Source organism: Muriicola jejuensis (assembly GCF_010671595.1).
Classification (GTDB): Bacteria; Bacteroidota; Bacteroidia; order Flavobacteriales; family Flavobacteriaceae; genus Muriicola; species Muriicola jejuensis.
This window is the reverse complement of sequence record NZ_JAABOP010000002.1, coordinates 330,231-355,096: the sequence shown is the minus strand read 5'-3', so window position 1 is coordinate 355,096 and position 24,866 is coordinate 330,231. Positions and strand designations below refer to the sequence as shown.

The 24,866-nt window shown below is 51.1% G+C and carries 25 protein-coding genes; 13 read left to right on the top strand and 12 right to left on the bottom strand.

Translation table 11 applies throughout. The features are described from left to right. Nucleotides 1-26 precede the first annotated feature (26 nt). Nucleotides 27-701: a peptidoglycan DD-metalloendopeptidase family protein gene (locus GWK09_RS09650; RefSeq protein ID WP_163693112.1), complete on the bottom strand. Its 675-nt coding sequence runs from the start codon at nt 699-701 to the stop codon at nt 27-29. Nucleotides 702-820: 119 nt separating this feature from the next. On the opposite strand from GWK09_RS09650, the gene msrA reads away from it, so the two are divergent. Next, nucleotides 821-1,501, top strand: coding sequence for a peptide-methionine (S)-S-oxide reductase MsrA (msrA, locus tag GWK09_RS09645; protein ID WP_163693111.1), 681 nt, complete (start codon nt 821-823; stop codon nt 1,499-1,501). A gap of 215 nt (nt 1,502-1,716) precedes the next feature. After that, entirely contained in the window at nt 1,717-2,451 is a 735-nt protein-coding gene (locus tag GWK09_RS09640; protein WP_163693109.1) for a sugar-binding protein, read from the top strand. Between the two features lie 3 nt (nt 2,452-2,454). On the opposite strand, the gene GWK09_RS09635 is transcribed toward GWK09_RS09640, so the two are convergent. The 3 genes from GWK09_RS09635 to GWK09_RS09625 are packed head-to-tail and all read right to left on the bottom strand — an operon-like array spanning nt 2,455 to nt 5,003. Further along, entirely contained in the window at nt 2,455-3,906 is a 1,452-nt protein-coding gene (locus GWK09_RS09635; RefSeq protein ID WP_163693107.1) for a hypothetical protein, read from the bottom strand. Next, nucleotides 3,878-4,462, bottom strand: coding sequence for a hypothetical protein (locus tag GWK09_RS09630; protein WP_163693105.1), 585 nt, complete (start codon nt 4,460-4,462; stop codon nt 3,878-3,880). Before GWK09_RS09630 ends, GWK09_RS09635 begins: the two co-directional genes overlap by 29 nt. Then, nucleotides 4,446-5,003, bottom strand: a complete 558-nt coding sequence (locus GWK09_RS09625) for an RNA polymerase sigma factor (protein WP_239530894.1) — start codon at nt 5,001-5,003, stop codon at nt 4,446-4,448. The genes GWK09_RS09630 and GWK09_RS09625 overlap by 17 nt, the downstream gene beginning before the upstream one ends. A gap of 87 nt (nt 5,004-5,090) precedes the next feature. Between GWK09_RS09625 and GWK09_RS09620 the strand changes: the two genes are divergently transcribed. From GWK09_RS09620 to GWK09_RS09600, 5 genes are read left to right on the top strand one after another with little or no spacing between them, the layout of a single operon-like run. Further along, nucleotides 5,091-5,999, top strand: a complete 909-nt coding sequence (locus tag GWK09_RS09620; protein WP_163693103.1) for an aldose epimerase family protein — start codon at nt 5,091-5,093, stop codon at nt 5,997-5,999. 28 nt (nt 6,000-6,027) lie between these two features. Further along, complete coding sequence (locus GWK09_RS09615; RefSeq protein ID WP_163693101.1) at nt 6,028-6,594, top strand: DUF2911 domain-containing protein; 567 nt, start codon at nt 6,028-6,030, stop codon at nt 6,592-6,594. After that, a complete protein-coding gene (meaB, locus tag GWK09_RS09610; RefSeq protein WP_163693099.1) occupies nt 6,591-7,637 on the top strand; it encodes a methylmalonyl Co-A mutase-associated GTPase MeaB in 1,047 nt (348 codons plus the stop codon). Before GWK09_RS09615 ends, meaB begins: the two co-directional genes overlap by 4 nt. A 31-nt stretch (nt 7,638-7,668) precedes the next feature. Beyond that, a complete protein-coding gene (locus GWK09_RS09605; RefSeq protein WP_163693097.1) occupies nt 7,669-8,628 on the top strand; it encodes a glycosyltransferase family 2 protein in 960 nt (319 codons plus the stop codon). Continuing rightward, nucleotides 8,609-9,481 (top strand): lysylphosphatidylglycerol synthase transmembrane domain-containing protein, encoded by an 873-nt coding sequence (locus GWK09_RS09600; RefSeq protein ID WP_239530893.1) that lies wholly within the window; start codon nt 8,609-8,611, stop codon nt 9,479-9,481. The genes GWK09_RS09605 and GWK09_RS09600 overlap by 20 nt, the downstream gene beginning before the upstream one ends. Here the strand turns inward: GWK09_RS09600 and GWK09_RS09595 are convergent, their stop codons facing one another. The 5 genes from GWK09_RS09595 to mazG are packed head-to-tail and all read right to left on the bottom strand — an operon-like array spanning nt 9,482 to nt 14,125. Beyond that, complete coding sequence (locus GWK09_RS09595; RefSeq protein ID WP_163693095.1) at nt 9,482-11,140, bottom strand: ArnT family glycosyltransferase; 1,659 nt, start codon at nt 11,138-11,140, stop codon at nt 9,482-9,484. Then, nucleotides 11,137-11,706 (bottom strand): phosphatase PAP2 family protein, encoded by a 570-nt coding sequence (locus tag GWK09_RS09590; protein ID WP_163693093.1) that lies wholly within the window; start codon nt 11,704-11,706, stop codon nt 11,137-11,139. The genes GWK09_RS09595 and GWK09_RS09590 overlap by 4 nt, the downstream gene beginning before the upstream one ends. 1 nt (nt 11,707) lies before the next feature. After that, nucleotides 11,708-11,935, bottom strand: coding sequence for a hypothetical protein (locus tag GWK09_RS09585; protein WP_163693090.1), 228 nt, complete (start codon nt 11,933-11,935; stop codon nt 11,708-11,710). An 18-nt stretch (nt 11,936-11,953) separates the two neighbouring features. Next, entirely contained in the window at nt 11,954-13,336 is a 1,383-nt protein-coding gene (locus GWK09_RS09580; protein ID WP_163693089.1) for an MATE family efflux transporter, read from the bottom strand. Between the two features lie 15 nt (nt 13,337-13,351). Continuing rightward, nucleotides 13,352-14,125: a nucleoside triphosphate pyrophosphohydrolase gene (gene mazG / locus GWK09_RS09575; protein WP_163693088.1), complete on the bottom strand. Its 774-nt coding sequence runs from the start codon at nt 14,123-14,125 to the stop codon at nt 13,352-13,354. A gap of 118 nt (nt 14,126-14,243) precedes the next feature. On the opposite strand from mazG, the gene GWK09_RS09570 reads away from it, so the two are divergent. Then, nucleotides 14,244-15,893, top strand: coding sequence for an N-acyl-D-amino-acid deacylase family protein (locus GWK09_RS09570; protein WP_163693087.1), 1,650 nt, complete (start codon nt 14,244-14,246; stop codon nt 15,891-15,893). Nucleotides 15,894-15,938: 45 nt separating this feature from the next. Continuing rightward, a complete protein-coding gene (locus GWK09_RS09565; RefSeq protein WP_163693086.1) occupies nt 15,939-16,703 on the top strand; it encodes an SOS response-associated peptidase in 765 nt (254 codons plus the stop codon). 11 nt (nt 16,704-16,714) lie between these two features. Here GWK09_RS09565 and GWK09_RS09560 read toward each other — a convergent pair whose 3' ends face one another. After that, nucleotides 16,715-18,844, bottom strand: a complete 2,130-nt coding sequence (locus tag GWK09_RS09560) for a DUF5916 domain-containing protein (RefSeq protein WP_239530892.1) — start codon at nt 18,842-18,844, stop codon at nt 16,715-16,717. 203 nt (nt 18,845-19,047) lie between these two features. Here GWK09_RS09560 and GWK09_RS09555 point away from each other — a divergent pair, with 203 nt between their 5' ends. From GWK09_RS09555 to GWK09_RS09540, 4 genes are read left to right on the top strand one after another with little or no spacing between them, the layout of a single operon-like run. Continuing rightward, nucleotides 19,048-19,932: an alpha/beta hydrolase gene (locus GWK09_RS09555; protein ID WP_239530891.1), complete on the top strand. Its 885-nt coding sequence runs from the start codon at nt 19,048-19,050 to the stop codon at nt 19,930-19,932. Between the two features lie 15 nt (nt 19,933-19,947). Further along, nucleotides 19,948-20,616, top strand: a complete 669-nt coding sequence (locus GWK09_RS09550) for a GDSL-type esterase/lipase family protein (protein ID WP_163693085.1) — start codon at nt 19,948-19,950, stop codon at nt 20,614-20,616. Then, entirely contained in the window at nt 20,613-22,232 is a 1,620-nt protein-coding gene (locus tag GWK09_RS09545) for a family 20 glycosylhydrolase (RefSeq protein ID WP_239530890.1), read from the top strand. Before GWK09_RS09550 ends, GWK09_RS09545 begins: the two co-directional genes overlap by 4 nt. A 35-nt stretch (nt 22,233-22,267) precedes the next feature. Next, nucleotides 22,268-23,773, top strand: a complete 1,506-nt coding sequence (locus tag GWK09_RS09540) for a S10 family peptidase (RefSeq protein WP_204260421.1) — start codon at nt 22,268-22,270, stop codon at nt 23,771-23,773. Between the two features lie 15 nt (nt 23,774-23,788). On the opposite strand, the gene GWK09_RS09535 is transcribed toward GWK09_RS09540, so the two are convergent. Next, a complete protein-coding gene (locus tag GWK09_RS09535) occupies nt 23,789-24,202 on the bottom strand; it encodes a DUF5606 family protein (protein ID WP_163693082.1) in 414 nt (137 codons plus the stop codon). Between the two features lie 53 nt (nt 24,203-24,255). After that, complete coding sequence (gene def / locus GWK09_RS09530) at nt 24,256-24,846, bottom strand: peptide deformylase (RefSeq protein WP_163693080.1); 591 nt, start codon at nt 24,844-24,846, stop codon at nt 24,256-24,258. Nucleotides 24,847-24,866 lie beyond the last annotated feature (20 nt).

Sequence of the window (24,866 nt, the reverse complement as noted above, 5' to 3'; positions counted from 1 at the left end):
TATTTATAAACCCCTGCCTTCAGACCTTAACCCGGCAGCATCGGGAACAAAAGTCCGGGATCCGGACAATTCCGTTTATAATAGTCCACCTCAGACGCCTTGCAAACCCCGGGATAATCCCCTTTCTGACCCTGAAGGTCACAGATCAACTGGAGATGCAGGTGGGGGGCATAGTTCACATTGATATCGGGAGTACCCAGTGCCCCAATAACCTCCCCCTTCCTTACCCGCTTGCCGATGCGGAGCCCTTCCAGGGATTCCAACGAAAGATGGCCATAGAGCGAATAAAAGGTCGACTCCCCTATACGGTGGGCCAGGATGATGGTCGGGCCGTAATCCCCCGGAATCGCATTGTTTCTGAAACTGTGGACCTCCCCGTCCAAGGGTGCCAGGACGCGGGTACCGGCCTTCGTCCAGAAATCGACACCCAGGTGTACATCTCTGGATTCCTCGGTGGGATTAAAACCGGAATGCCCCCTGTAAAGATTGCGGCATTCCAGATAGCCGCCAAAGGCCACCCTGGCTGAATTCCTGCTGAGGACCGAATCGATATATCCCTGACACTCCTCTGGATCCCCCAGATCGAGCCCATCCAGTTCCCTGTTTGTAGTACTGAGATCCAGGAGAGTATAATCTTTCCAGGATATTGCCTCATCCAGCACAGGTCCGGTTGGTATGTTGCCCAGGAAATGGTGTAGCATATTCAGAATGGTAAATTCTAGGCGAAAGATAGGCTTAAACCACGTATAATTAACACCCTCTTAACCCTGTTTAATGTAAGGTTTAATACCTTTCCCGTACAAAATTCATAAATATTGCTATGAAATTATTCAGGACCACCTTTTTTACCTTTATCGCCCTTGTTTTCCTGAGTTGTCAGACCAAGGCCAAGGATACTTCCCAGAATCCGGGAGAGCCCATTTTACAGGATCAAAAAATCTCTGAAGCCGAACTCCAGCAGTACGAGACCGCTTATTTTGCCAGCGGGTGTTTCTGGTGTGTAGAAGCTATCTTTGAAAGTGTCAAAGGAGTGAAAGAAGCTGTTTCCGGATACGCCGGAGGCACGGAGGAAAACCCTACCTACGAGCAGGTGAGCTACGGGCGTACGACCCATGCCGAAGCCGTAGAGGTCTATTACGATCCCGAAAAGGTGAGTTTTTTTGAACTGGTACAGGTCTTCTACGGATCCCATGATCCCACTACCCTCAACCGGCAGGGGCCGGATCGCGGGGCCCAGTATCGCTCCATCGCCTTTTACAAGAACGAAGAGGAACGCAAGATCATAGAGGCATACCAGAAGGCCCTGGATGAAAAAGGTGTCTACGGAAGGCCCATCGTAACCGAGATCAAGCCTTTTACCACCTTCTGGAAGGCCGAGGAATACCACCAGGACTACGAACGCAGGCACCCTAATGATTCCTATATCAGGAACGTCTCAATCCCCCGCCTGAATCGCTTTAAGGAAAACTTTCCGAAATTCCTGAAACCGGAAAGCCACTAAAACCCGGGTCAGCAAGACATAACCGATCCTGGCAGATCGGTTTTTTTATTTCCGGTGCTGGGTTGTGAATTACATACATCGAGATTTTCCGGAAAACGCAGGAGAATTCTGATTAAATCGTATCTTTAATCGACTGTACAGACCCCAAATCTGTGTCTCATTGCCCTTATCCCTCGCGGCTGGCAATTGGCGCGGAGAACTTTAAACCCTAAGAGATGAAATACGCTATGATGCTCCTTGCCGTGGCTTGTTGCCTCAGTTGCGGCACATCCCATGAAAAAGAGGACCACCAGGTCCTGGTGGTCAAAAAGACCACAACCGCCCCGACGCTTGACGGCCTGGTCACTGAAAACTGCTGGAACATGGCCACCTGGCATCCGCTCGACCAGAATTGGCTGGGGGAGGCTTATTCCTATGAGGATTTCAATGGTCGATACAAACTCACCTGGGACGAGGACTACCTCTATCTGCTTGTGGAGATCACGGACGATATCCTTTACGATGCCAGGAAGGACCCCCTTAAACTTTGGTGGGATGATGACTGCGTGGAAGTATTTATCGATGAGGACAATTCGGGTGGATTACACCAGTTCAGCCACAATGCTTTCGCCTACCATATTGCTCTGGATGGGAATGTGGTGGACCTCGCCCCGGATCGTGAACCACGCCTTTACAATGACCACATTCGGTCGGCCCGTCGCGTGGATGGCACTCTGAGCACCTGGGAACTGGCCATCCGCCTATTCAGGGATGATTATCAGGACGGGGGGATCAATGTCCCTGTGCCCTTGAAGAAGGACAAGAAGGTCGGCTTCGCCCTGGCCTACTGTGATAACGACGGCAGTGCGGAACGGGAGAATTTTATAGGATCGGTATTTGTGCCCGGAGAGGACAAAAACCAGGGATGGATCAACGCGGATATCTTTGGGACCCTGGTGCTGGAAGAGTAATCGTTATTGCAAGACCACGGAGCTGTAGGCCGTATTGAGTTTAAAGACGCGGTCGGCGTTTCCTTTCCCGGAATTACCCGAAAAGACCATCTGGCTTCCTTCTTTAGTGCTTTTAAGCGACCATGAGGCCGGGTAGTTGAATTCGGATTGGGTATTTCTGACGGAGACGGAAAAAGGTGTATTGGGCAACCGGCATTCCAGTTCCCCATTCCTCACCTCTATGTCCACCTTACTGAAATTAGGATCTACTGACCCTATGTAGATAGCCCCCAGATCATTCCTGCTGATCAGGTTCCTGATCACCTTGTTGATCTTCACCTGCGAGGAAGTGGCCTTCAGGTTCATTTCAGTTACAGCGTCTAGTTCCACAACGTCCGTAAAACTGGTATTGAGATTCCCGTACTTCCATTGCCCCACAATCACCGGGGTATAAGAAGCATTGATCTGGGTTTTATCCCCTTCTATAGTGGAAGCATGCAACCTTGCGTAAGACAAGGTTGCATGGATATTCCTGGTGTTGGCCGCCAGCTTCACTTCCCCGTGGCGGACGTTCATTTTCAGGGTAGCCGACTTGGGCATTTTGATCCTGATGGTCTTTTTTACCTTATACGATTTGGATTCCCCATCCTCGGAACGGAAAAACACATTGGGTTCATCGGAATTCCGCAGTTCAAATCGGAGCTTTTCCCTGACCTCACGGGCCTCCTGCAAGGCCTGTTGCCGATCAAGCATGGCTTGTTCCCTGGCCAGATGAGCCTGTTCCCGCAATTGATCCCTTTGTTCCCGCATTTCTGCACGCTGTTCTTCCATAGCCTCTCGCCTTTCCTCCATCAGGTCCTTACGGGCTTCTGCCCTGGCCGCGAATTCCCGGCCCCAGGCTTCCATTTTGTCCTGGTATTCCTTGTCAAAGCTCTTGTTGAATTCCTTTTTCCACTTCTTCATATATTTCTCCCCGTCCTTCTGGAAAGCTTTATAATCGAATTCAAAATCTGGAATGGGGGGCATGGGAGGCATCTCAGGCATGGGCGGCATCTCAGGGATGTCTATGGAATGGATGATGGCCTCCACATCCGGGATACGAATATTGTGGATTTCCATCCTGTCTGTAGAAGGCCACAAACCGGCCATCTTAGCCCAACCGCTATTCCCGGAAGTTTTTATCTCGATGGTCTTGCTGTTCCCCAGGATACTGATACCCGAGTTTTCAAAATAGGCCTTGGCCTCTTCTTCGGAAGCTCCTTCCAATTCTATGGTGCCCTCCACCACGACCTCGTTTTTATCCCAGGTCTCGAACTGAATATCTGCGTAGCTGGTATTAATGTCGATGACCGCATCGGGTCCTACCTTGAATTCCTCTTTGTAGGTCCTGCTCTGTTTCTGGGCAAAGACCCCCGTGCAGGCCAGGGCCACGGCCAGGGTCATTAGTTTAAACGGTGTTGTTCGTAACTGTTTCATTGTTTGATGATTTTAGATGATTCAATTTATCCTTGAGTTTCAAAAGGAGTTGCAACCTCATTTGCAGGTTCCTGATGAGGGCTTCTATGGTCTGCTCATTAGGTCCGATCTCGTTCAGTTCCCTGTTCAGGCTCTGGTATTCCGCATTGAGTTCTGCCAGCCTGTCCATAAAATCGTCCACCACTTCCTTGTTGTCTTCGGAAAGGTCGAGGCGCGAGAGTTCGAGGTTGATGGAGTTCACGTAGTAGGTCTCCACCTTCCTAAGGTCGGGCGAAAGGTCTCCGAGGGAAATACCTTTGGGTTCCTGAGCCACGGGTTGTTGGTCTATCACTGTGGTCTTCACAGGAACCTCGGTCTGCATTTGCTGAAAGAAAACGAAGCCCAGCCCCATAAGGATCACCACCGAAGCGGCCATTCCCATGAGGTAGTAGAATGAGCTGCGCCGTTGCGGGAATGCCTCATCCAGTTTCTGTTCAAAGCGAATCTCGTGTCCTTCTCTCATCTTGTGCTTTTTGTTGCGTTCCGCTTCAAAAAGTGTCCTAAGATCCTGTTTCATGTTTGTTTTCGTTTAAATACGTGCGCAAATAGTCTTTTCCCCTCATGAGCCGAGTACGGCTGGCCACCGCGGTAAGGCCCAGGATATCGGCGATCTCCTGATGGTCATATCCCTCCAGAAGGTAGAGTTGTAATACCTCCCTGTATTTTTCGGGTAACCTTTCTATCGCCCCCAACACCCCTTCAACGGAAACCTCTTGTTCCACCGTCCAGTCGGGTTCCTCCGCGATCTGGAGATTGTGCTCCTCTATGGAAATGATCCTTTCCCTTCTTGCCTTCAGGAAATCGAGGCATTTGTTGACCACGATCCGCTTCAGCCAGGCCCCGAAGGTCACCTCTCCCCTGAACTGCCCTATCTTCCTGAAAGCCTTTATAAATGCTTCCTGCACCAGGTCTTCGGCATCGTCCCTCTCCCTGACAAAACGCATGGCCACACAGAACATCCCTTCACAATACTGCCTGTACAGGTCTAACTGTGCTTGACGGTCGTTCGCCTTACAGCGTTCCACCAGATCCCGGGCTATCTCCAAATTTGTGTCCAACGTTGGTCGAGTTGTTATCTAAAAGACGATATTAAAAAAGAGGTGTTGCAAAATATTCTATTTTTAAAGAAATCTTTTAGGCCTCCATTGAAAGTACAGACCCTTAAGAACGATTTCCTCCAACTCACTACGCTCGACTACGGGGCTATTAACCAGGAATTGCTGGTAACGGACCGCCATGGGGATCCCGTGAATTGCGTGGTCGGTTTTAAGGATCCGGAGGCTTACCTGGCAGATCACAGGTCTTTAGGTGCCTGTGTAGGTCGGTTCGCCGGCCGGATCTCCGGATCACACTTGTCCATAGAGGATACAACCTATCCCATTCACTCTGAGAACGGAGTACACCTTCACGGAGGTAAAACAGGCCTGGGTCGAAGGACCTTTCGCCTGAAGGAAATCAATCAGGGGTCCAACCCTTATGTCACCTATGAATATATCAGCCCCCACCTGGAGGAGGGCTATCCGGGGGAGGTAAAAGTGCTGGTCACCTATCAACTCCTGGGCAAGACCCTGAGGATCCTCCACGAGGCCACCACAGACCGCCCTACGATAGTTAACCTTACCAACCATTCCTACTTCCGGCTCGACGGAGAATCGACGCCCGACCACCTCCAACTGCAGGTATTCTCTGAGGAGAGGCTGGAGACCCGGGAAGATCTGGTCCCCACCGGAAAACTTCTACCGGTACAGGGTACGGAATACGATTTTCAGCGTCCGCGTTCTTTGGGTACTACCCGGTTAGACACCCCCTATGCCGTTGATCCCGGGAAAGACCCCAAGGCCATTGCCTGGTCTCCGGTTTCCGGAATAAGGCTGACGGTAGAATCAAACCAACCTGCATTGGTGGTCTTCACCCCCCCGGACCTGCCGGCTATCTGTTTTGAAACCCAGAAGTATCCGGACGCCCCCAATCATGCCTCCTTTCCTTCCTGCCTCCTGCGGCCAGGAGAAACCTACAGGAATGAATCTTTTTTTAGGTTCGATTTACTACCTTAGATCTCGTAAATTTAAATCGACTCATACCATGAAAATACTCAAATGGATCATCGGAATCCTGGTGGTCCTCGCCCTGCTTTTTTACTTCGTTGGCATGCCGTACATGAAAAAGCAAACCAAGAAAATCAGCCCGGAGACTACCGTAGTTTATCAAAAGGATGGCTATGACCTCCTGGTGAACTACAGCAGCCCATCCAAAAAAGGGCGGGTCATTTTCGGAGAACTCGTACCCTATGACAAGGTATGGAGGACGGGGGCCAATGAACCTACCCGTTTTGAGACCAAAACAGATCTGATGATCAAGGGCAAACCCCTGCCGGCAGGTTCATACTCCCTTTGGACCATTCCAGGTGAAAAGCAATGGACGATCATCTTCAACAGCGAGATCCCGGACTGGGGGGCCACCCTGAGCAGCGGGGGCACAGAAGCTACCAGGAACCCTGAGACGGATGTACTGCAGATACAGGCATCCGTGATCGAGATGTCTGCCAGCCATGAAAATTTTACCATAAGTTTTCCAGATGATTACGGACTTTTCCTTTCCCTGATGTGGGACAGAACCAAGGTACAGTTTCCGATCTTCCAAAAGTCTTGAGTGTCCCGGATAACATAGGAAACAAAAGTGCTTCTGACCTCAAATCCAGAAGGCTCAATGCCCCGACGGTGGAGGAACTGGTTAAGGGCATCCGCCTTGGAAACCAGTCTCTGCTGGCCAGGGCCATCACCCTGGTAGAAAGCACCCATCCCGAACATCTGGAAAAAGCGTACGGGATCATCGAACAGTGCCTTGCAGTAAACCGTGAAACCTTAAGGATCGGGATCACAGGGGTGCCGGGAGTTGGTAAAAGTACCTTTATCGAAAGGTTCGGAACCATGATCACGGCCATGGGCAAGAAGGTGGCCGTTCTGGCCGTGGACCCCAGCAGCACGGTCAGCAAAGGCAGTATTCTGGGCGACAAAACCCGTATGCAGCAGCTGGTCAATGACCCCAAAGCCTTTATTAGACCATCCCCTTCAGGCACCTCCCTGGGCGGTGTCGCCCGTAAGACGAGGGAGAGCATCATCCTGTGTGAAGCGGCGGGGTTCGACGTGATCCTGGTGGAGACCGTGGGCGTAGGCCAGAGTGAAACAGCAGTGCACAGCATGGTCGATTTTTTCCTCCTCCTCAAACTCACCGGGGCCGGCGATGAATTACAGGGGATCAAAAGGGGCATTGTGGAAATGGCAGATGCCATCGTCATCAACAAGGCCGAGGGAGAAAACCTCAAACGTGCAGAAAGGGCCAGGAGCGAATTCGAAAAGGCTCTGCACCTCTATCCGCCCAAGGAGAACAACTGGGTACCCAAAGTACTTACCTGCTCTTCTCTGGAGGGCACCGGGATCCCTGAAATCTGGGAAATGATCGAAGAGTACGCCAATGAAAATAAAGCTTCCGGATATTTTACACACAAGAGGAAGGACCAGAACAAATATTGGTTCCACCAAACGGCAGAAACTCTTTTAAAGCGGCATTTCTATGAGCACAAGGCCGTAAAAAAAGCCATGGAAACGCTGGAAGAGGCTGTGGAAGAAGGAAAGATCTCCCCCTTTAGGGCTGCTGAGGAGTTGCTGGACACATATTCAAAAGGTGTTAAATAAATACCCTAAATTTGCTGTCAAGAAGCCTCTCATGAGACCCAAAACAGAAGCACTCCTATCCATCGTGGTCCCTCTTTACAATGAAGAGGCCAATGTAGCCCTGCTCACAGAAAAGATACGCGAAAGCCTGAAGGGATACCAATACCAGATCGTTTATGTGGATGATTATTCCACGGACCGGACGTGCAAGGTCATCCGGGACCTGCAGGACTCCAGGGTCCACCTTCTCGCCCTGAAAAAGAATTACGGTCAAAGCCTTGCCCTCGCGGCCGGATTGGATTACGCCCAGGGGGAGTATATTATCACCATGGACGGCGACCTGCAGAACGATCCCAGTGACATCCCTCAGATGCTGGATCATGCCCTTAGCGGGGAATACGATGTGGTTACAGGCATCCGGCAGAAAAGGAAGGATTCCATAGTGAAAAAGATCCCTTCCAAGATCGCGAATTTCCTGGTGCGCAGGGTGACCAAACTCGATATAAAGGACAACGGATGTGCCCTGAAAGTCTTCACAAAGGACATCGCCAAGGACCTCAACCTCTACGGGGAGATGCATCGCTTTATCACTCTTCTCGCCTTTCTGGAAGGCGCTAGGATCAAACAAGTGCCGGTAAAGCACCATGCCAGGCATGGTGGGGTTTCCAAATACGGACTGGAGCGCGTCTTTAAGGTGGTCGCAGATATGATGCTGCTGCTGTTCATTCGAAAATATTTCCAGCGCCCTATCCACTTGTTCGGGATCCTGGGTGTCTTTCTCATTTTGCTCGGATTGCTGATCAATATGTACCTGCTTATCGTGAAACTGGGCTTTGGGGAGGATATCGGAAGCAGGCCTTTGCTGATCTTCGGAATGATGTTTATCCTCGCCGGGATACAGTTATTTACCATCGGAATCGTCATGGAACTCCTGATTCGCACCTATTACGAATCCCAAAGCAAACGTCCCTACCGTATCAAAAACGTCAGCATTGGAGGCAAACCTGCGTAAGAAAGGAATTACCCTCCTTAAAATGGCGGTTAGCGCCGCCCTGATCTATTTTATTTTCACAAAGATCCCATTCAGGGAAGTCTTCAGCGCGGTAAAAACTGCCCGGCCCGGGTACCTGCTGGGGGCCCTTCTCCTTTTTGTCCTTTCAAAGCTCATCGCGGCCTTTCGCCTTAACCTTTATTTTCACAGGATAGGCATCCCGTTGCAGTCTAAGACCAACCTCCGGCTCTATCTCCTGGGGATGTTCTACAATCTATTCCTCCCAGGTGGGATCGGAGGTGACGCCTACAAGGGCTATTACCTCAAACAACACTTTGAGATCCCTACAAAAAGGGTCGTGGCCGTTTTGTTGCTGGATAGGCTAAGCGGACTCCTCCTGCTCTTCGTCTTCGCCTGTATCCTGGGATCTACCCTGGAAGCCCCCCAATTATCCCCGTTCAGATGGGTGATGCTCGCCTGTGTGCCCCTGGGTTTTTTGGTGTTTTACCTGCTATATCGCAGATTTTTCTCCTATGTGCTGCCCATTTTCTGGCAGACCCATATCCTATCGGGATTGGTGCAACTCGCGCAGCTCGCCTGCGTTCTGCTCATCCTTTGGTCTCTTCATATCTCTCTCGACACCTATGAATACCTGTTTATTTTCCTGCTCTCCTCCATAGTTTCTGTCATTCCACTGACCATTGGCGGAATCGGCAGCAGGGAACTGGTATTCCTGTACGGGGCTCTGTGGTTCGGGCTGGAAGAGGATCGATCCGTGGCGATCAGTATGATCTTTTTCCTGATCACAGCCCTGATCTCCCTCTCGGGGTTCTGGTACCATTTCCGGAAACCGGTTCCCGGGATAAGTCAATAATCAGGGGATATGCAGCAGGTACATCCTGTTGAGGATCAAAGGGCGGGTGGCAGGATTCAGGAATTTTGCCTGAAGGCGGGTGATGCGGAACTGATCGACCTCGTATTCCCGGTCCCAGGTGAAACCTTTTTGCAGCAAAAGGGTCATTTCCTCGCCGGACGCATAGACCCAGGTATCTTTAAGATCTCCCAGCTGATCCAAAGGAGTTATACGAACGGGATGCCGATTGTAAAAATCCAGTGCCCATGTATGCCTTTCCGAGATCTTGACAATCCTGTCTGCAGGGATTTCTTCCCGGCTTACGATCCGGGCCATCGCAGACCCCCCCTGGTACCTGAGCAACTCCGGATAGAAATGGAGGTTCAGCACGGAGTTCAGCAAGACTGAGGCCAGGACCGAGATGGTGACGATTCGGACATAGGGCGCTTCTTTCTTTACAATAAAATAGGTGATCACGGCATATCCCAGGCCAAGGGGCAGGTAGGATAACCAGCTTTTCCATTCAAAGACGTAAAAGCAGATGAGGGCAGTAGCTATAAAGACCAGGCTGAGAATAAAATATTGCCCGGCCAGAACGCGATTCAATACAAGGGCCTTCTGTCTCCTTTTCAGGGTGAATAAATAGGCGGCTGAAAGCACGGAAAAAAGGGGGATAAGGATATTGAGATAGTGCGGCAGTTTGAATTGCGCAAAACTGATGATGATAAAAATGATCCCAATGCCTCCCGTGGTGAGTAATTCGAGTTTGGGGTTCTTGCGGAAATGGGTCTTAAACAGCCTGCGAAGTGCGTCCCAGTAAGCAAAGATACCAATGAGGGTCCAGGGCAGGAAAACCCAGAGGAAGGTGTGGAAAAAGAAAAAGTAATCGCTGCTGTTCCGACCCACTCCTTCCCCGCTCAGGCGCTCAAAACTCTGTTCCCAGAAAATAAATAGGATCCCGCTCCTTCCGGATCTTCCTCTGATCACCTTTTCGGGATGTAGGTCGAATTGCTGGTAATAGGCATAGAGCATGGGACTGATGGTCAGCAGGAAGACGAAGAGGGCAGCGGCTACTTTCCAATTCAGCAAGACCTGCCATTTTCTTGTATAGGCCAGGTGGCAAAGGATGGGAATACCTATGACCAAAAGGGCGATCTGACCCTTGGTGGAGAAGGCGATACCGGCCCCAAAAGCCCCGAGCATCAGGGAGAACAAGTCAGAATCCCTTATATATTTTGCGAATTGCCAGATAGAGAACACCGTAAAACCGGTCAGGACCGCATCCGTTCTCACATCGATGTTGGAAAGTACAATGGTCTGGGCAGTCAGGAAGATCAGGCAAGCCAGCCTCCCCACCTGTTTGTTGTACAGCAATTTACCGAGTCCGAAAGTACTCCATGCACCCAGCAAGGTGGCGAGGAGGGCAGGGATACGGTATGCCCAGTCGTGTATCCCGAACAGTTTAAAGGCCAGGGCCGCCAGCCAGTAATGCATATGCGGTTTGTCCAGATATTCTTCCGGTCCCTTAAAAAGGCTTAGGAAGTCATTTTCCTGTACCATTCTCATCGCCATGACCGCAAATTGAGCCGAGTCGTTCTCGAAAAGGGTCACGAACAAACCGGCCAAATAGACGAGCAGTGTCAGGATCAGCAAACTCCAGTAACGGGCAGGTGTGATCATAGTCGGGTCCTGTCTAAAGCAAAGATATACAAGCGGAAGAAAAGCCACCCCATAAAGGTACCCACCAGAGCCCCGCTGACCACATCCAGGGGAAAATGAACACCGATATAGATCCTGCTATAGGAGACCAGTCCGGCCCAGAAGACGAGCAACCAGGGCATCCACCTGAATCCTGTCCTGAGGAGATGAGAGAAAAAGACCGCAACGGCAAAGGTATTCGCCGCGTGAGCAGAGAAGTACCCATATTTACCCCCACAGGAGGCTTTTACCAGTCGGAAGAGCCCATCGAGATCCGGATCGTAACAGGGTCTGAGTCGGCCGACCCCCACTTTAAAAAAATTGGAAAGCTGATCGCATACCGCGATCAAAAGGGCCACGGTAGCCAGCAACAACAAGGTCCTCTTCCACCCCAGCAACCTTGCGGACAGGATCAGCAGAAGGAGATACAGGGGAAGGGAACTCCACTTGCCGGTTGTAAACAACCAGAATCCGTCCCAGGCCTGGGAGCCCAGGTTGTTCAGGAAAAGAAAGGCTTCCCGATCAATATGGAGGAGTTCTTCGAGCATCCTAATCTTCGTACCTACTTATCTCGCGGTCGTAAAAAGCATTGGCTGCTTCGAAGAGATCCCGGGCCTCTGCCTCCAATTCCTTTTCATCCTCCCTCGAAAATTCCTCCAGCCAGGTTACTTCGTCGTTTTCCAGGTTGATGATAAATCGGGGGTATTCCGTGTGGATAATAAAAATTGCCGAAGGATAATCGGTATTGTCTCCAAACAAGAACTTGGGTATTTCCATAGGTTGTTTTTTGTTGAGCTATGCTGAATCTGCCTTTTCCAGGGCCAATTTTTTTGTGAGATTGTTGAATCGAAGATACAACATAATCGCCGATGCCGTTAAGCCCGAAAGGAGTCCGATCCATATACCTGTACTCCCGAGTTGGGTGTGCAGGCCAAGGACATAGCTGATGGGAAAGGCGATCAGCCAGTATGATATGAAAGTGATCCCTGTGGGGATCTTCACGTCCTGTAAGCCCCTGAGGGCACCGAGGATGACCACCTGCAACCCGTCCGATATCTGGAAGAAAGCGGCCACCAGCAACAGACGGGCCGCCAGGGAGATCACCTCCAGGTTGTCTGCCTGGTTAGCCAGGTCGTCCACATCCAGGTAAATGGTGGGGAACCAGTGCCTGCATAGAAGGAACAAGGTGGCAAAACCTATCTCCAGGAGGAGGGTGAGGAAGAAGATAGACTGGGCGATGCGCCTGAGTTCACCCCAGTTCTTCAATCCCTTCTGATTACCGACGCGGATCATGGCAGCAACCCCTAGGCCCATCCCAAACATGAAGGTCATGCTCGACAGGTTGAGGGCGATCTGGTTCGCCGCCTGGGGGTTCTTTCCAAGGACCCCACTCAGCCAGATAGCGGCTGTGAAAATGGCTACCTCAAAGAACATTTGCAGGGCAGAGGGAAAACCCAGGTTGATGATCTTTCGCATCACCTTTTTTTCCAACTCCCTGAAATTAAAGCCGGTGACGTAATAATGGAATTTCTTCTTCTTATTCAGCAGGATCCACAGGAAGGCCAGCATCACGAATCTGGAGATAAGGGTCCCGAGGGCGGCCCCAACGATCCCCAGTTTGGGAAAACCGAATGTACCGAAGATCAACAGGTAATTCAGTAGGATATTGACCACATTGGCCAGGATGGTGGCGTACATGGGATATTTGGTCTGGGAAAGACCTTCCGAGAACTGCTTAAAGGCCTGGAACATCACCAGAGGGACCAGGGAAAAGGCAACCAGGTCGAGATAAGGGATGGCGAGCACCACCACTTCCGGGGGCTGGTCCATCATGTACATCAGAGGCTTGACCAGCAGGATGAGGCCAAAAAGCGATATCCCCAATAATGTGCAAAGTACCAGGCCGTGTTTCAGGGCCCTTTTTGAATCCGACTTTACCCCTGCCCCATTTGCCTCGGCTACGAGGGGGGTGATTGCCGTAGAGAACCCGATCCCCAGGGACATGGCGATAAAGACAAAACTGTTACCCAGGGACACAGCCGCGAGTTCTGCCGTACCCAGCTGACCTACCATGATGTTATCCGCGAAGGCTACAAAGGTATGCCCTAGCAACCCCAGGATCACCGGTATGGAGAGCCTTATATTATATCTGAATTCCCGGGTGTATCGGTTGAACAAGAGTATTCGTTTTGATTACAGGGTTTTGGCGTTGTTCCAGTGGACATCCATTTCGGCCAGGGTCATTTCCTTCAGGGATTTTCCCGCCTCCCTTGCTTTTTCCTCCAGGTAGGCGAATCGTTTGATAAATTTCTTATTGGTACGTTCCAGGGCATTCTCCGGGTTCACTTTCAGAAAGCGGGCATAGTTGACCATGGAAAAAAGCACATCCCCAAACTCTTCCTCTATGCGGGTCTCTTCCCCCTTGCCGATCTCATCCTGCAATTCTGCCAGCTCTTCCTGAAGTTTTTCAAACACCTGATGGGGCTCCTCCCAGTCGAATCCAACCCCGGCCACCTTATCCTGAATGCGGTTGGCTTTTACCAGAGCCGGCAAACTGGCGGGCACACCTTCCAGTACGCTTTTCTTCCCTTCCGAGAGCTTGATGTTCTCCCAGTTCTTCTTCACCTCCTCTTCATCGGCTACCTCCACATCCCCGTAGATATGGGGGTGGCGGTGAATCAATTTCTCACTGATGGCACTGCAAACGTCCGCAATGTCAAAATCCCCCGTCTCTGAACCTATCTTGGCGTAAAAGAAAATGTGAAGCAAGAGGTCTCCTAATTCCTTCTTCACCTCCTGCAGGTCCCCTTCCAGGATGGCATCCCCCAATTCATAGGTCTCTTCAATAGTGAGATGGCGCAGGCTCTGCATCGTCTGCTTCCGGTCCCAGGGGCACTGGGCCCTGAGCTCGTCCATAATGGTCAGAAGTCGGTCCAGCGCCTGTAGTTGTACTTTTCGGGAATTCATGGGCGGTATTTTGCGCAAAAGTACAAAGATGAAAGTTTTGGGAGTGCTCAATTTTTGGAGTATTTTTAGAGGAGTACCCGGATCGTACCCGGGCAGGTCCTTCTTAAATCTTCGCACTATGAATCTCACTTCCAAGTTCATCCTGTTCACATTCCTAATAGTGTCGTTCAGTTGTTCCAAACCGGAATCATACGGCATTCTCATCCGCAACGGCCTAGTATTCGACGGGTCGGGGTCTGAAGGCAGAGAGGCTGATATAGGCATCAACGCAGACACGATCGCAGCAATTGGCGACCTGGCTGACGCCGTTGGAAAGGAAGAGATCGATGCGAGCGGCCTCGCCGTGGCCCCTGGGTTTATCAATATGCTGAGCTGGGCCAATGTATCCCTGATCGAGGACGGACGTTCCCAGAGCGATATCAGGCAGGGGGTTACCCTGGAGGTTCTTGGAGAGGGTCACTCCATGGGGCCGCTTAACGATCAAATGGCAGCCGACATGAAAGAGGGGCAGGGAAGCATACAGTATGACGTAAGCTGGAGGACCCTGGGCGAATACATGAATTTTATGGAGAAAAAGGGCATCTCCCCCAACATTGCATCCTTTGTGGGCAACGGGACGGTCCGTGAATACGTCATGGGCTATGAGAACCGGGTGCCAACGGCGGAAGAACTTACCCGTATGGAAACCCTGGTGCAGCAGGCCATGGAAGAAGGAGCAGTAGGACTTTCCACCTCCCTTATCTATGTGCCCAGTGGTCATGCCCGTACCGATGAGATCATTGCCCTCGCTAAAATCGTCTCCAATTACAATGGGATGTACATCTCCCATATCAGGGACGAGGAAGGCAAATTACTGGAAGCGGTGGATGAACTGATACGAATATCTGAGGAAGCCAAACTCCCGGCGGAGATCTACCATTTCAAAGCCTCGGGTACGGCTAGCTGGCACCTGCTGGACAGCGCCATTCAGAAGGTGGAGGACGCCAGGAAAAGGGGTCTGGCCATTACCACTGATATGTACATGTACAATGCCAGTTCAACCGGTCTCAATGTTCTCCTTCCGGCTTGGGCCAAAGAAGGGGGTCACGACCGGACCGTGGAAATGATGCTGCAACCGGCACTCAGGAAAAAAATGATCGAAGAGGTCGATTTCCACGTGCCTCCCGAAAACATCCTGCTGGTGGGCTTCAGGAACAAGGACCTGAGACATCTCATCGGAAAGACCCTGGCCGAAGTAGCCGACGAAAGGGGGAAACCGGCCAATGAGACGGTGGCCGACCTCATCTTTGAAGATGACAGCCGCATACAGGTGGTCTATTTTTCCATGTCGGAGGACAATATCAAAAAGAAACTGGCCCTCCCCTATATGGCGATTTGTTCGGATGCGGGATCCTACACCAACGAGGGGGTCTTTCTGGAACAAAGCACCCACCCCAGAGCTTATGGCTCTTTTGCCCGACTGCTCGGCCATTACGTGCGGGAAGAAAAGGTCATCCCCCTGGAGGAGGCGATCCACCGCCTTACCCTGTTGCCGGCAACGAATTTAAAGCTCGACAGGAGGGGTGCCTTAAGGGAAGGCTACTATGCCGATGTGGTCCTCTTTGATCCGGAAAAGATCGCGGATCACGCCACATTTAAGGAACCACACCAGTATGCCACAGGGGTGATTCATGTCCTTGTGAACGGTGTCCCTGTATTGAGGGACGGGGATCACACGGGTGCCTTCCCGGGCCGGTTCATCAAAGGACCCGGATATGGGGAAAAATGAGGCAAACACCCTGGCCTTATTCAAAGAACGCATTAATCACAGCCCATGTGTTACGACATTAAAGCAAGCCTGGAAGCACAGCTAAAACGCGCCCGACAATACGGGGACGAGATCGCTATCCGTGAGATCGAGGAGAAACTGGCACCCCTTACCGATCTGCCGATTTATCACGCCTCGGGCTTCCAGCACCCCCGATTGTTGATCTATACGGAGGATGATCCTGTCATGCCCAGGGTGGCTACCTGGGGCCTGGTGCCCCATTGGGTGAGGGATCATGCCCAACAAAAAAAGATATGGAACAACACCTTGAATGCCAGAGGGGAAACGATCTTCGAAAAACCGGCCTTCAGGACGGCCGCCCGCTACCATCGGTGCCTGATCTTCGTAGATGGATTTTATGAACACCATCATTTCAGAGGCAAAACCTATCCGTATTTCATTTCCATGAAAGACGGTCGACCTCTGATATTTGCGGGGCTCTGGAACCCCTGGCTCGATCCGGAGACCGGAGACTACGTGAACACGTTCAGCATCGTAACCACAGAGGGTAATTCCATGATGGCCAGGATACACAACAACCCTAAATTGGAGGGGCCGCGCATGCCCCTGATCCTCGATGAGGAATGGGCCCAGAAATGGCTGGCTGAGATTGAAGAGGAACTGGATGTAAAAGCCATTCAGGAACTTATACACCCCTATCCCGAAGAGGCATTACAGGCCCGTACGGTCCACAAAATCAGGGGAAAGGAATACCCCGGTAACGTACCGGAGATCAGCGAAGAGGTGGTATATCCCGAGTTGCAGGAATAGGTCAGTCAGGCTTAATTCACCAGGTCGAACATCCTCGTGTACTTAATGATAAAACTATTGTTGAGCGGATCCCCCTGCCTCAGATTGTAATTATAGACCACGAAGAGTCCGGTATTTGCACGTTGAAGCCAGCTGAACCTGAGGTTCACAGCCCACAATTCGTCCACCGTATTATTCTGTATAAGGCCCTGAAGATAAATACTCGGCGTAAAGGCATAAGACAATTGCGTCCTGAGAATGTTGGCCGTAAAACTCCCCCCCGGCAGATCGAAGCGGTTGTTTTGATAAGAAAGGGCAATGTTGAAATTATCGCCCTGCCTGTATGTGAGTGTGCCGCTGTTCAAATATCTGGATCCACCGAAGGATCCGCCCATGACAGAGCGCACATTGATGGAAAGCGGTTTGCTCCGGTTGGTAAAAAAGATTAATTGCGCCTCTGTATGGTCATAGGTGCCTGCCGGAACAATGACCCCGTCTGAGATCTCAAAATCATTCACCACCCCCTCGGTGGTCAGGTTCATCCCGGTGTGGAATTCGAGGCCGCTTTTAAACTCCCAGTGATTGTCGAGGTGCAGGAAACCCGTCTCCTGAAATCCCTCGAAATTCCAGTAGCCCCGGTAGGAGATGTGGGGCCTGAGTTCCAGGATGCGGGAATTTTCCCTTTTGGGCCGGTATCGATAGAGGATCAATGCCTCGGGTTTTCTGAAAGCCGATCTGAGCAGGAATCCCACTTCAGGGTTAAAGCCCTGGCCTACTTCCGTATAGGCCAGCCGCATCTCCAGGTTGTTCCATAGATAATCGGCCTGCAACTTGTAGGCATGTGCCTGCGTAGTATCATTGGGGTCGTAAGTACGGGCATAGAATCCCGAGAGCCTTGCTTTATTCCCCAAACCCAGTTTTCCGTCAATGGCGGCGGTTCGATTGAAATCGTCACTATTGTCGAGCCCGGCCCTGTTGACAAAGACTGCGCCCAGGGCGGAACGGCCCTTGAATTCATGGTTTACCCTTGCAACACTAAAATTATTCTTTTCGATACCTGCATCTGCCACGTCGTCCGTGAACATAGACAAGAGTCCGATATTGGTCCGGTTAAGTTTCCCGGATAGCCTTGCTCCACCGATGATGGGAACAATATTCCCTTCCGTCCCTATTCCTATTCTGCGGCTGAAGAAAAGATCGACCTCACCAGGACTACCCACGGTGAACAATCCTGCATTCTCCAGGAAAAATGCCCGCTTTTCCGGAAAGAACAGATTAAAACGATCGAGATTCACTTGCTGATCGTCCACTTCCACCTGGGCAAAGTCGGTATTGTAAGTGAAATCGAGCGTAAGGCTTGGAGTAATGCTATACTTGATATCCCCACCCGCATCCGGGGTGAACTCTAGCTTTGGATCGGCCTGCTCATAATCCTTTTCCAGCCTCCCGAGTACATAGGGGATTAACTTCAGGTTCCCGGGACTTCGTAGGTCGAGATCTGTCAGGGTCCCCGCCAGGGATAGCCTGTTGAAGGTGAACCCCAGGGGAATGGGGGCCCAGTACACAATTTCATTGGTCTTTCTTATGTTACGCCGGAAATTGATACCCCAGTCCTTCCCGGACTGGAAGCGAATGGTCCTGAGGGGTATGGCAAACTCAGCACTCCAGCCGTAATCACCCACTTGAGTCCTGACCACCCAACTCGCATCCCAGTTCAGGTTGAACCCCCCTATGGTCCCTCCTTGTTGTCTGTTGGCATTGAAATTCCCCTGTCCTTCATTATCTACCTGAGCGTCGTATTCGACTCCCTGGGAATTAGTTCCGAAAATAAAGCCGTTCTGTCCATCCTTGTACGTATCGAGAATAAAGAGAAAAGCATCGGTATTGTCGAGGTCGGCGTCCCTCCTAGCATCGGAGATCACCAGTTCGGAGGGCCTGGAATCATAACAGACCACAGAAAGGTAAAAGGTGTCATCAGAATAAGCGATACGGATATCCGTCCTTTCGCTCGCCGGAAATCCAAAGCGGGGTTGCGTCTGGATCAAATTTCCATAAAAAGGCATACTCTGCCAGACAGGGTCATTGAGAACCTCTCCGTCTATATCAGGGAGATCGGAAAGCTTTACGGCCTTCATTTCCGGTCTTTCTCCCTCGAAGGTCATGTTTGTAACCTGTCCTGCCGCGTAAAGGCAAAAAAATATAATCAGAAAGCAACAAGATCGTCTGATACTTTTCATAGGATCGGATAATTGCCGGCGGGATAAATGTAGTATATAATTTCAGATTAGAATCAGGAGTGTCTGCTGAGGCAGCAGAATATTTGTTATTTTAGGAGCTCGACTTTGAACTTAGTACCCTGCAGATTATGAAATTCACAAAATTTGTCCTCTTCATTTTGATGGCCGGAATGGTCATGAATGCCCAGGAAATAATCCCCCTGCCTTATGAGAAACCGGAAGGGGTGAGTTGGGAAGGAGGCGAAAAGGCCTTCTTCTCTGATATCTGGAACACAGAAGTGGTATGTAATGTATCCCGTCCTACCATGGAAGTCTTCAGGCCCGATCCGGATAAGGCGAACGGTACTTCCGTGATCATCGCACCCGGAGGTGGGTTGTATGCCTTGAGTATCGAAAGCGAGGGCAATATGGTAGCCCGGTGGCTTGTGGAAAAAGGGGTGACAGCCTTTGTGCTGAAATACCGCCTGGTACCTACGGGTGAGGACGGGGTCCGTGATCTAAACGAGACCAGTAGCAACCACCTGGATGAATTCAAGAGACTGATCTCCACTGTGATCCCCTATTCGGTAGCAGACGGTCTGGCCGCAATCAAATACGTTCGGGAACACGCAGCCGGGATGGGCCTGAAAGAAGACCGGATAGGCTTTATGGGCTTCTCCGCAGGGGGAGCGGTGACCATGGGGGTCGCTTACAACGCTTCCGAGGAATCCCAACCCAACTTTCTGGTACCTGTATACGCCTGGACCGATGCCATGCCCGTACAGGAAATTACCGGAAGCGAACCACCCATGCTTGTGATCTGCGCTACGGATGATCCCCTGGGATTGGCCAAGGGCAGTGTGGCACTTTACAATTCATGGAACGATGCCCGACAGAGCGTTGCCCTTCACATGTATTCCCAAGGAGGGCATGGATTTGGGATGAAATCCCAGGGCCTGCCGTCCGACACCTGGATAGAGCGTTTTTACGATTGGGGTGTAGCCGAAGATCTCATTACCCCGACAGGAAAGTAAACCAAAGTCCCGGACGTGAAAGACCTCAGGAAATTTGCTTTTATATTTATACATTGTGCATGCCTGGTCGCCGTATGGGGGCAGGAAAAGGAAGATTACTCTGACGAGGTAGCCAGGATTAGCGAAAAATACAGGGATATACAAGAAGGCAGTCAGAGGGTGGTGGTATTTACAGGAAGTTCTAGTATTCGTCTATGGAAAGGGCTGGAAGATTCCTTCCCCTCCTACCACATCGTCAACACCGGGTTCGGGGGATCTGAAAGTGCAGACCTTCTGAGGTACGTGGAACCCCTGGTCCTCGCTTTCCGGCCCGAAAAAGTCTTTATCTATGAAGGGGACAATGATCTCAGTCGCCGGAAAAGTCCCGGCAAGGTACTTAAAACTACCCGTGAGATCCTGCAAAGGATCTGGGGGCAATTCCCGGATACCGAAGTGGTCCTCATCGCCGCGAAACCGAGTCCGGATCGTTGGAACCTCAGGAGGAAATTTCGCAGGTTCAACCGCAAACTGGAACGGTATGCAGGCAAATCGGACCGCGTGCAATTCGCCAACGTATGGGATGTGATGCTCAGGGGCGACCAGGTAGACCAAAGCCTGTTCATAGAAGACGGTTTGCATATGAATGAAAAAGGATACGCACTTTGGTATGAAGTGCTCAGCAATTATTTAAAAGGACATTTATGAAATCAATGAAAGCGTTTTTACAGCACGGTTTGATGACCGCCATGGTCATTGGGATCACTTCATGTAATGACACGCGGGAGGAGATCGCTATGCCTTCTCTGGACCTCAGTGAGGAACACCTCATCCCCAAACCAACAAAAATGGTAACATCCAACGGCAGTTTTCGCCTCGACCAGTTTACCAGGATCGTCACCCAGGGGGAAGATGAACGCCTGGCGGAAGTGGCTTCTTTCCTGGCCGGTAAGATCGATCAAAAGGCCGGTATCAGGCCTGGGGTCAACACCCAAACAGAGGATGAATACGACCCGATAATATTGCTGCGCCAGCTTAAGGATGCTTCCTGGGCCAACCAGGAGGCCTACAGGCTAACTATTTCCAGGGATTCTCTAATCCTGGAAGTGCCAACGGCAGAGGCGGCTTTCAGGGGAGTACAAACGATCCGTCAGCTCATCCCTGATGTTTCCAACGATACCCTGGCCTCCCATCCTATCTGGCCGGTAGCGGCCGGGACCATCGAAGACTATCCCAACTTCGGGTTCAGGGGTTCCATGCTGGACGTTGCCCGCCATTTTTTCAGCGTGGAGGACGTCAAGAAGTACATAGACCTGCTGGCCTATTACAAGATCAATGTACTCCACCTTCACCTGACGGACGACCAGGGGTGGCGCATAGAGATCAAATCCTGGCCCAAACTGACTGAAGTTGGTGGCAGCACCGAAGTCGGGGGCGAATCAGGTGGGTTCTTTACCCAGGACGACTACAAGGATATCGTGGCCTATGCCACTTCCCATTTCATGACCATCATCCCTGAGGTGGATATGCCTGGTCACACCAATGCCGCCTCTGTTTCCTATCCTTTCCTGGATGGTACGGGTAAACCCCTGAAACTGTACGAGGGAACCAGGGTGGGTTTCAGCACCTTTGATACTCGAAAGGATACGGTGTACGCATTCATCGATGATGTAGTTCGGGAGATTTCCGCCCTCACCCCCGGCCCCTATTTCCACATTGGGGGCGATGAAAGCCACTCCACCAAAAAGGACGACTACATCTATTTTGTGAACAGGGTGGAAAAGATCGTGCGCAAGCATGGTAAGACCATGGTAGGTTGGGACGAGATCGCCGAGGCTGATGTGGAAAGTTCCTCAATCGCCCAGTTCTGGGCCGATGCGGAAAATGCAACCAAGGCGGTCAACAAGGGGATGAAGGTCATTCTTTCTCCCGCCAAAAAAGCATATCTGGATATGCAGTACGATACCCTTTCAAAACACGGCCTTCACTGGGCCGCCTATATCCCGGTGGATACAGCCTATATCTGGAATCCGGAGACCTATGTTCCCAATATTCCCAAGGACCGTATCCTGGGCGTGGAGGCCCCTCTCTGGTCGGAAACCATCAGCAATATCCAGGAACTGGAATACCTGGCATTCCCCCGGGCCATCGGTTACGCTGAACTGAGCTGGAGCCAGGAAGAAAACAGGGACTGGGAAGATTTCAGGGTCAGGCTGGCCCACCAGACCCCCTATCTGGATATGATGGATGTGTCTTATTACCCTTCTCCCAGGATAGACTGGGTGAAACCTCCAGAGAAATCGAGGCAGATCCTTAAGGACTGACATTTAATCAACAGGAACCAACTCAAATAGAAATGATGAAGAATTTACTTTTTCTTGCTCCTCTATTGGTCTTCCAATGGGTTGTTGGGCAGAGCGATCAGGATACTCTTCCCAAGGCAGAGGTGTTCACCACCATGCAAAGTGTGAATATCGATGGGCGGACCATATACCTCACTGCCCAGGCAGGAACTTTTGAGGTAAGGGATGAACAAAACAAACCCCTGGCCCTTATGGGGCATACCTATTATTCGAAAGGAGACAAAAGGGAAGCGGCCACCCGAAGGAGACCTATTGTGTTCGCCTATAACGGTGGGCCGGGGTCCTCTTCTTACTGGCTCCACATGGGTATCCTGGGGCCCAGAAGGATCGTGGTGAACGATCCGGAATACACCCCGGCTGCGCCTTACCAGATCGTCAACAACAATTTTTCCATCCTGGATGTGGCAGACCTGGTCATGATCGATCCGGTAGGGACCGGCCTGAGTGTCCCCCTGGGCAAAGCCGAATTCAAGGATTTCTGGGGGGTCGACCAGGACATCAAGAGCCTCTCCCTCTTCATACGGCAGTTTCTGATCGCCAACGATCGTATGAACAGCCCTAAATACCTCCTGGGCGAAAGTTATGGGACCTTCAGGAACGCCGGCCTGATGAACCGGCTTCTCAAGGACGGGATCGCCCTTAACGGGGTCATTATGGTTTCGGCAGTATTCGATCTGAGGACCCTCCTCTTCCCCCCGGAAGACGACCTGCCCTATATCGTGCATTTCCCGACTTATGCGGCCACGGCCTGGTATCACGACATGATTCCCGACAAACCCGAAGACCTCTACGCCTTCCTGGATGATGTCAGGAAATTTACGGAAGAAGAATACACCCCTGCCCTCTTTAAAGGAGACCGGCTTTCAGCTGAGGAAAAGGAAGCGATGGCCGCTAAACTTGGTGCATATACGGGTACGGATCCGGGATACTGGATGAAGGCCAACCTCAGGGTCACCAACGGAGAATTCTTCGCTGAGTTTCTCAGGGACAAGGGAGAGATTGTGGGCCGACTCGATTCGCGTTTTACAGGAATCAACCAGGACCTACTCGCCCAGGAGGGAAGCCATGACCCCCAGAGTTCGGCTATTTCCCCTGCTTATACCGCCGGTTTCCTGGATTATCTGTATCGTGAATTGAATGTGGATAAGAACCTGCATTACGCCACTTCGGCCTACGAGCGAGAAGGGTTTAAGTGGGACTGGAAACACGTGGGCAATGAAAGGTGGGGCACACAGGCCGCGATCAATACGGGAGTCGACCTGGCAGAGGCCATGTCAAGGGACCCTTATGTCAAAGTGCTTATCCTCAATGGGATATATGATATTGCCACGGTCTTCTACGGGGTGGAACACAGCATCAACCATTTGGGGCTGACCCCCGAGATCAGGGACCATATCATCATGAAATACTACGAGGCCGGGCATATGATGTACACTCATCCCCCATCCATGGCCCAGTTCAAAAAGGACGTCGCGGAATTTATAAGGGAAACCTCGCGCTGATCGGGAAAGGGCAGATTATTTTTCGGAGCTTTCTTCCTCCTCTTCGAATTCGGTGATCCCGTGCTGGTGAAGGAGGTTGTACCACTGTATCACTTTACGGATATCGCTGGGATAGACGCGGTCCTCGTCGTAGTTGGGGACCACTTCGAAGAAATATTCCTCCAGTTTGAGTTTGTCTTCCTTATGGCCGACGGAGGTCTTACCTCCGTTCTCTTTTTCCTTGATCTTGTTAAAGACCGTCCTGAGGGGCAGTTCTTCCTCCAGGGTAAAAATGGCGATCTCCGAGAGAACGCTCACATTGCTGGTCATCCCAACCGTGACCTTCTTCCCGTCGAGCAGGGATTCAGCCACGAAACCCGATCGCGTCTGAGTAAGCAATTTAAAAAGTCCCGGTTTTCCTCCAATGGATAAGATCTTGTCCAAACTCATTAATTCCTGATTTTAGGCGGCAAATATGTGAAATAATAAGGTAACCTGTGTCTTTACCTCCCTTTTTTTAACAGAGGGAAACGCATTTTATAATCTACCTCTATCTTACCCTTGGAGATATTCGCGAGTTTCCCCTTGAGCAGGCGTTTCTTCAGGCTTGATACCTTGTCTGTAAACAAGACCCCTTGTATGTGGTCGTATTCGTGCTGAATGACACGTGCCAATAGTCCGTCAAAGGTCTCCTTGTATTCATTAAAGGCTTCGTCCATGTACCGCAGGGTGATCGTGTCCTTTCGGGTGATATCCTCCCTGATATCCGGAATACTCAGGCATCCTTCGTTAAATGCCCAGGATGTTCCGGTCTCCTCTAACATATGGGCATTGATAAATACCTTTTTAAACCCGTCGAGTTGTTTGCGTTCGCCCTCTGTTAACTCTTCGTCATCTGCAAAGGGGGACGTGTCTACCAGAAACAAACGGATGGCCAGACCTATTTGCGGGGCAGCGAGTCCAACCCCATTGGCGTTGTACATGGTCTCCCACATATTGGAGATAAGGGTATCCAGGCCCTCGTAGTCCTTCCCGATAGCCTCACTTTCTTTACGCAAAACCGGATCTCCGTATGCGACAATAGGTAAAATCATATTCTATTAAGCTCTCTTCT

Coding starts and splice junctions, on each gene's coding strand:
- GWK09_RS09585 (WP_163693090.1), bottom strand. CDS start 11,935: ATGGAAATACCCAAGTTCTTGTTTGGAGACAATACCGATTATCCTTCG.
- GWK09_RS09555 (WP_239530891.1), top strand. CDS start 19,048: ATGAAATTCACAAAATTTGTCCTCTTCATTTTGATGGCCGGAATGGTC.
- GWK09_RS09540 (WP_204260421.1), top strand. CDS start 22,268: ATGAAGAATTTACTTTTTCTTGCTCCTCTATTGGTCTTCCAATGGGTT.
- GWK09_RS09535 (WP_163693082.1), bottom strand. CDS start 24,202: ATGAGTTTGGACAAGATCTTATCCATTGGAGGAAAACCGGGACTTTTT.
- GWK09_RS09565 (WP_163693086.1), top strand. CDS start 15,939: ATGTGTTACGACATTAAAGCAAGCCTGGAAGCACAGCTAAAACGCGCC.
- GWK09_RS09590 (WP_163693093.1), bottom strand. CDS start 11,706: ATGCTCGAAGAACTCCTCCATATTGATCGGGAAGCCTTTCTTTTCCTG.
- GWK09_RS09630 (WP_163693105.1), bottom strand. CDS start 4,462: ATGAAACAGGATCTTAGGACACTTTTTGAAGCGGAACGCAACAAAAAG.
- GWK09_RS09615 (WP_163693101.1), top strand. CDS start 6,028: ATGAAAATACTCAAATGGATCATCGGAATCCTGGTGGTCCTCGCCCTG.
- GWK09_RS09595 (WP_163693095.1), bottom strand. CDS start 11,140: ATGATCACACCTGCCCGTTACTGGAGTTTGCTGATCCTGACACTGCTC.
- GWK09_RS09650 (WP_163693112.1), bottom strand. CDS start 701: ATGCTACACCATTTCCTGGGCAACATACCAACCGGACCTGTGCTGGAT.
- mazG (WP_163693088.1), bottom strand. CDS start 14,125: ATGAATTCCCGAAAAGTACAACTACAGGCGCTGGACCGACTTCTGACC.
- GWK09_RS09635 (WP_163693107.1), bottom strand. CDS start 3,906: ATGAAACAGTTACGAACAACACCGTTTAAACTAATGACCCTGGCCGTG.
- def (WP_163693080.1), bottom strand. CDS start 24,846: ATGATTTTACCTATTGTCGCATACGGAGATCCGGTTTTGCGTAAAGAA.
- GWK09_RS09560 (WP_239530892.1), bottom strand. CDS start 18,844: ATGACCTTCGAGGGAGAAAGACCGGAAATGAAGGCCGTAAAGCTTTCC.
- GWK09_RS09545 (WP_239530890.1), top strand. CDS start 20,613: ATGAAATCAATGAAAGCGTTTTTACAGCACGGTTTGATGACCGCCATG.
- GWK09_RS09640 (WP_163693109.1), top strand. CDS start 1,717: ATGAAATACGCTATGATGCTCCTTGCCGTGGCTTGTTGCCTCAGTTGC.
- GWK09_RS09605 (WP_163693097.1), top strand. CDS start 7,669: ATGAGACCCAAAACAGAAGCACTCCTATCCATCGTGGTCCCTCTTTAC.
- GWK09_RS09570 (WP_163693087.1), top strand. CDS start 14,244: ATGAATCTCACTTCCAAGTTCATCCTGTTCACATTCCTAATAGTGTCG.
- msrA (WP_163693111.1), top strand. CDS start 821: ATGAAATTATTCAGGACCACCTTTTTTACCTTTATCGCCCTTGTTTTC.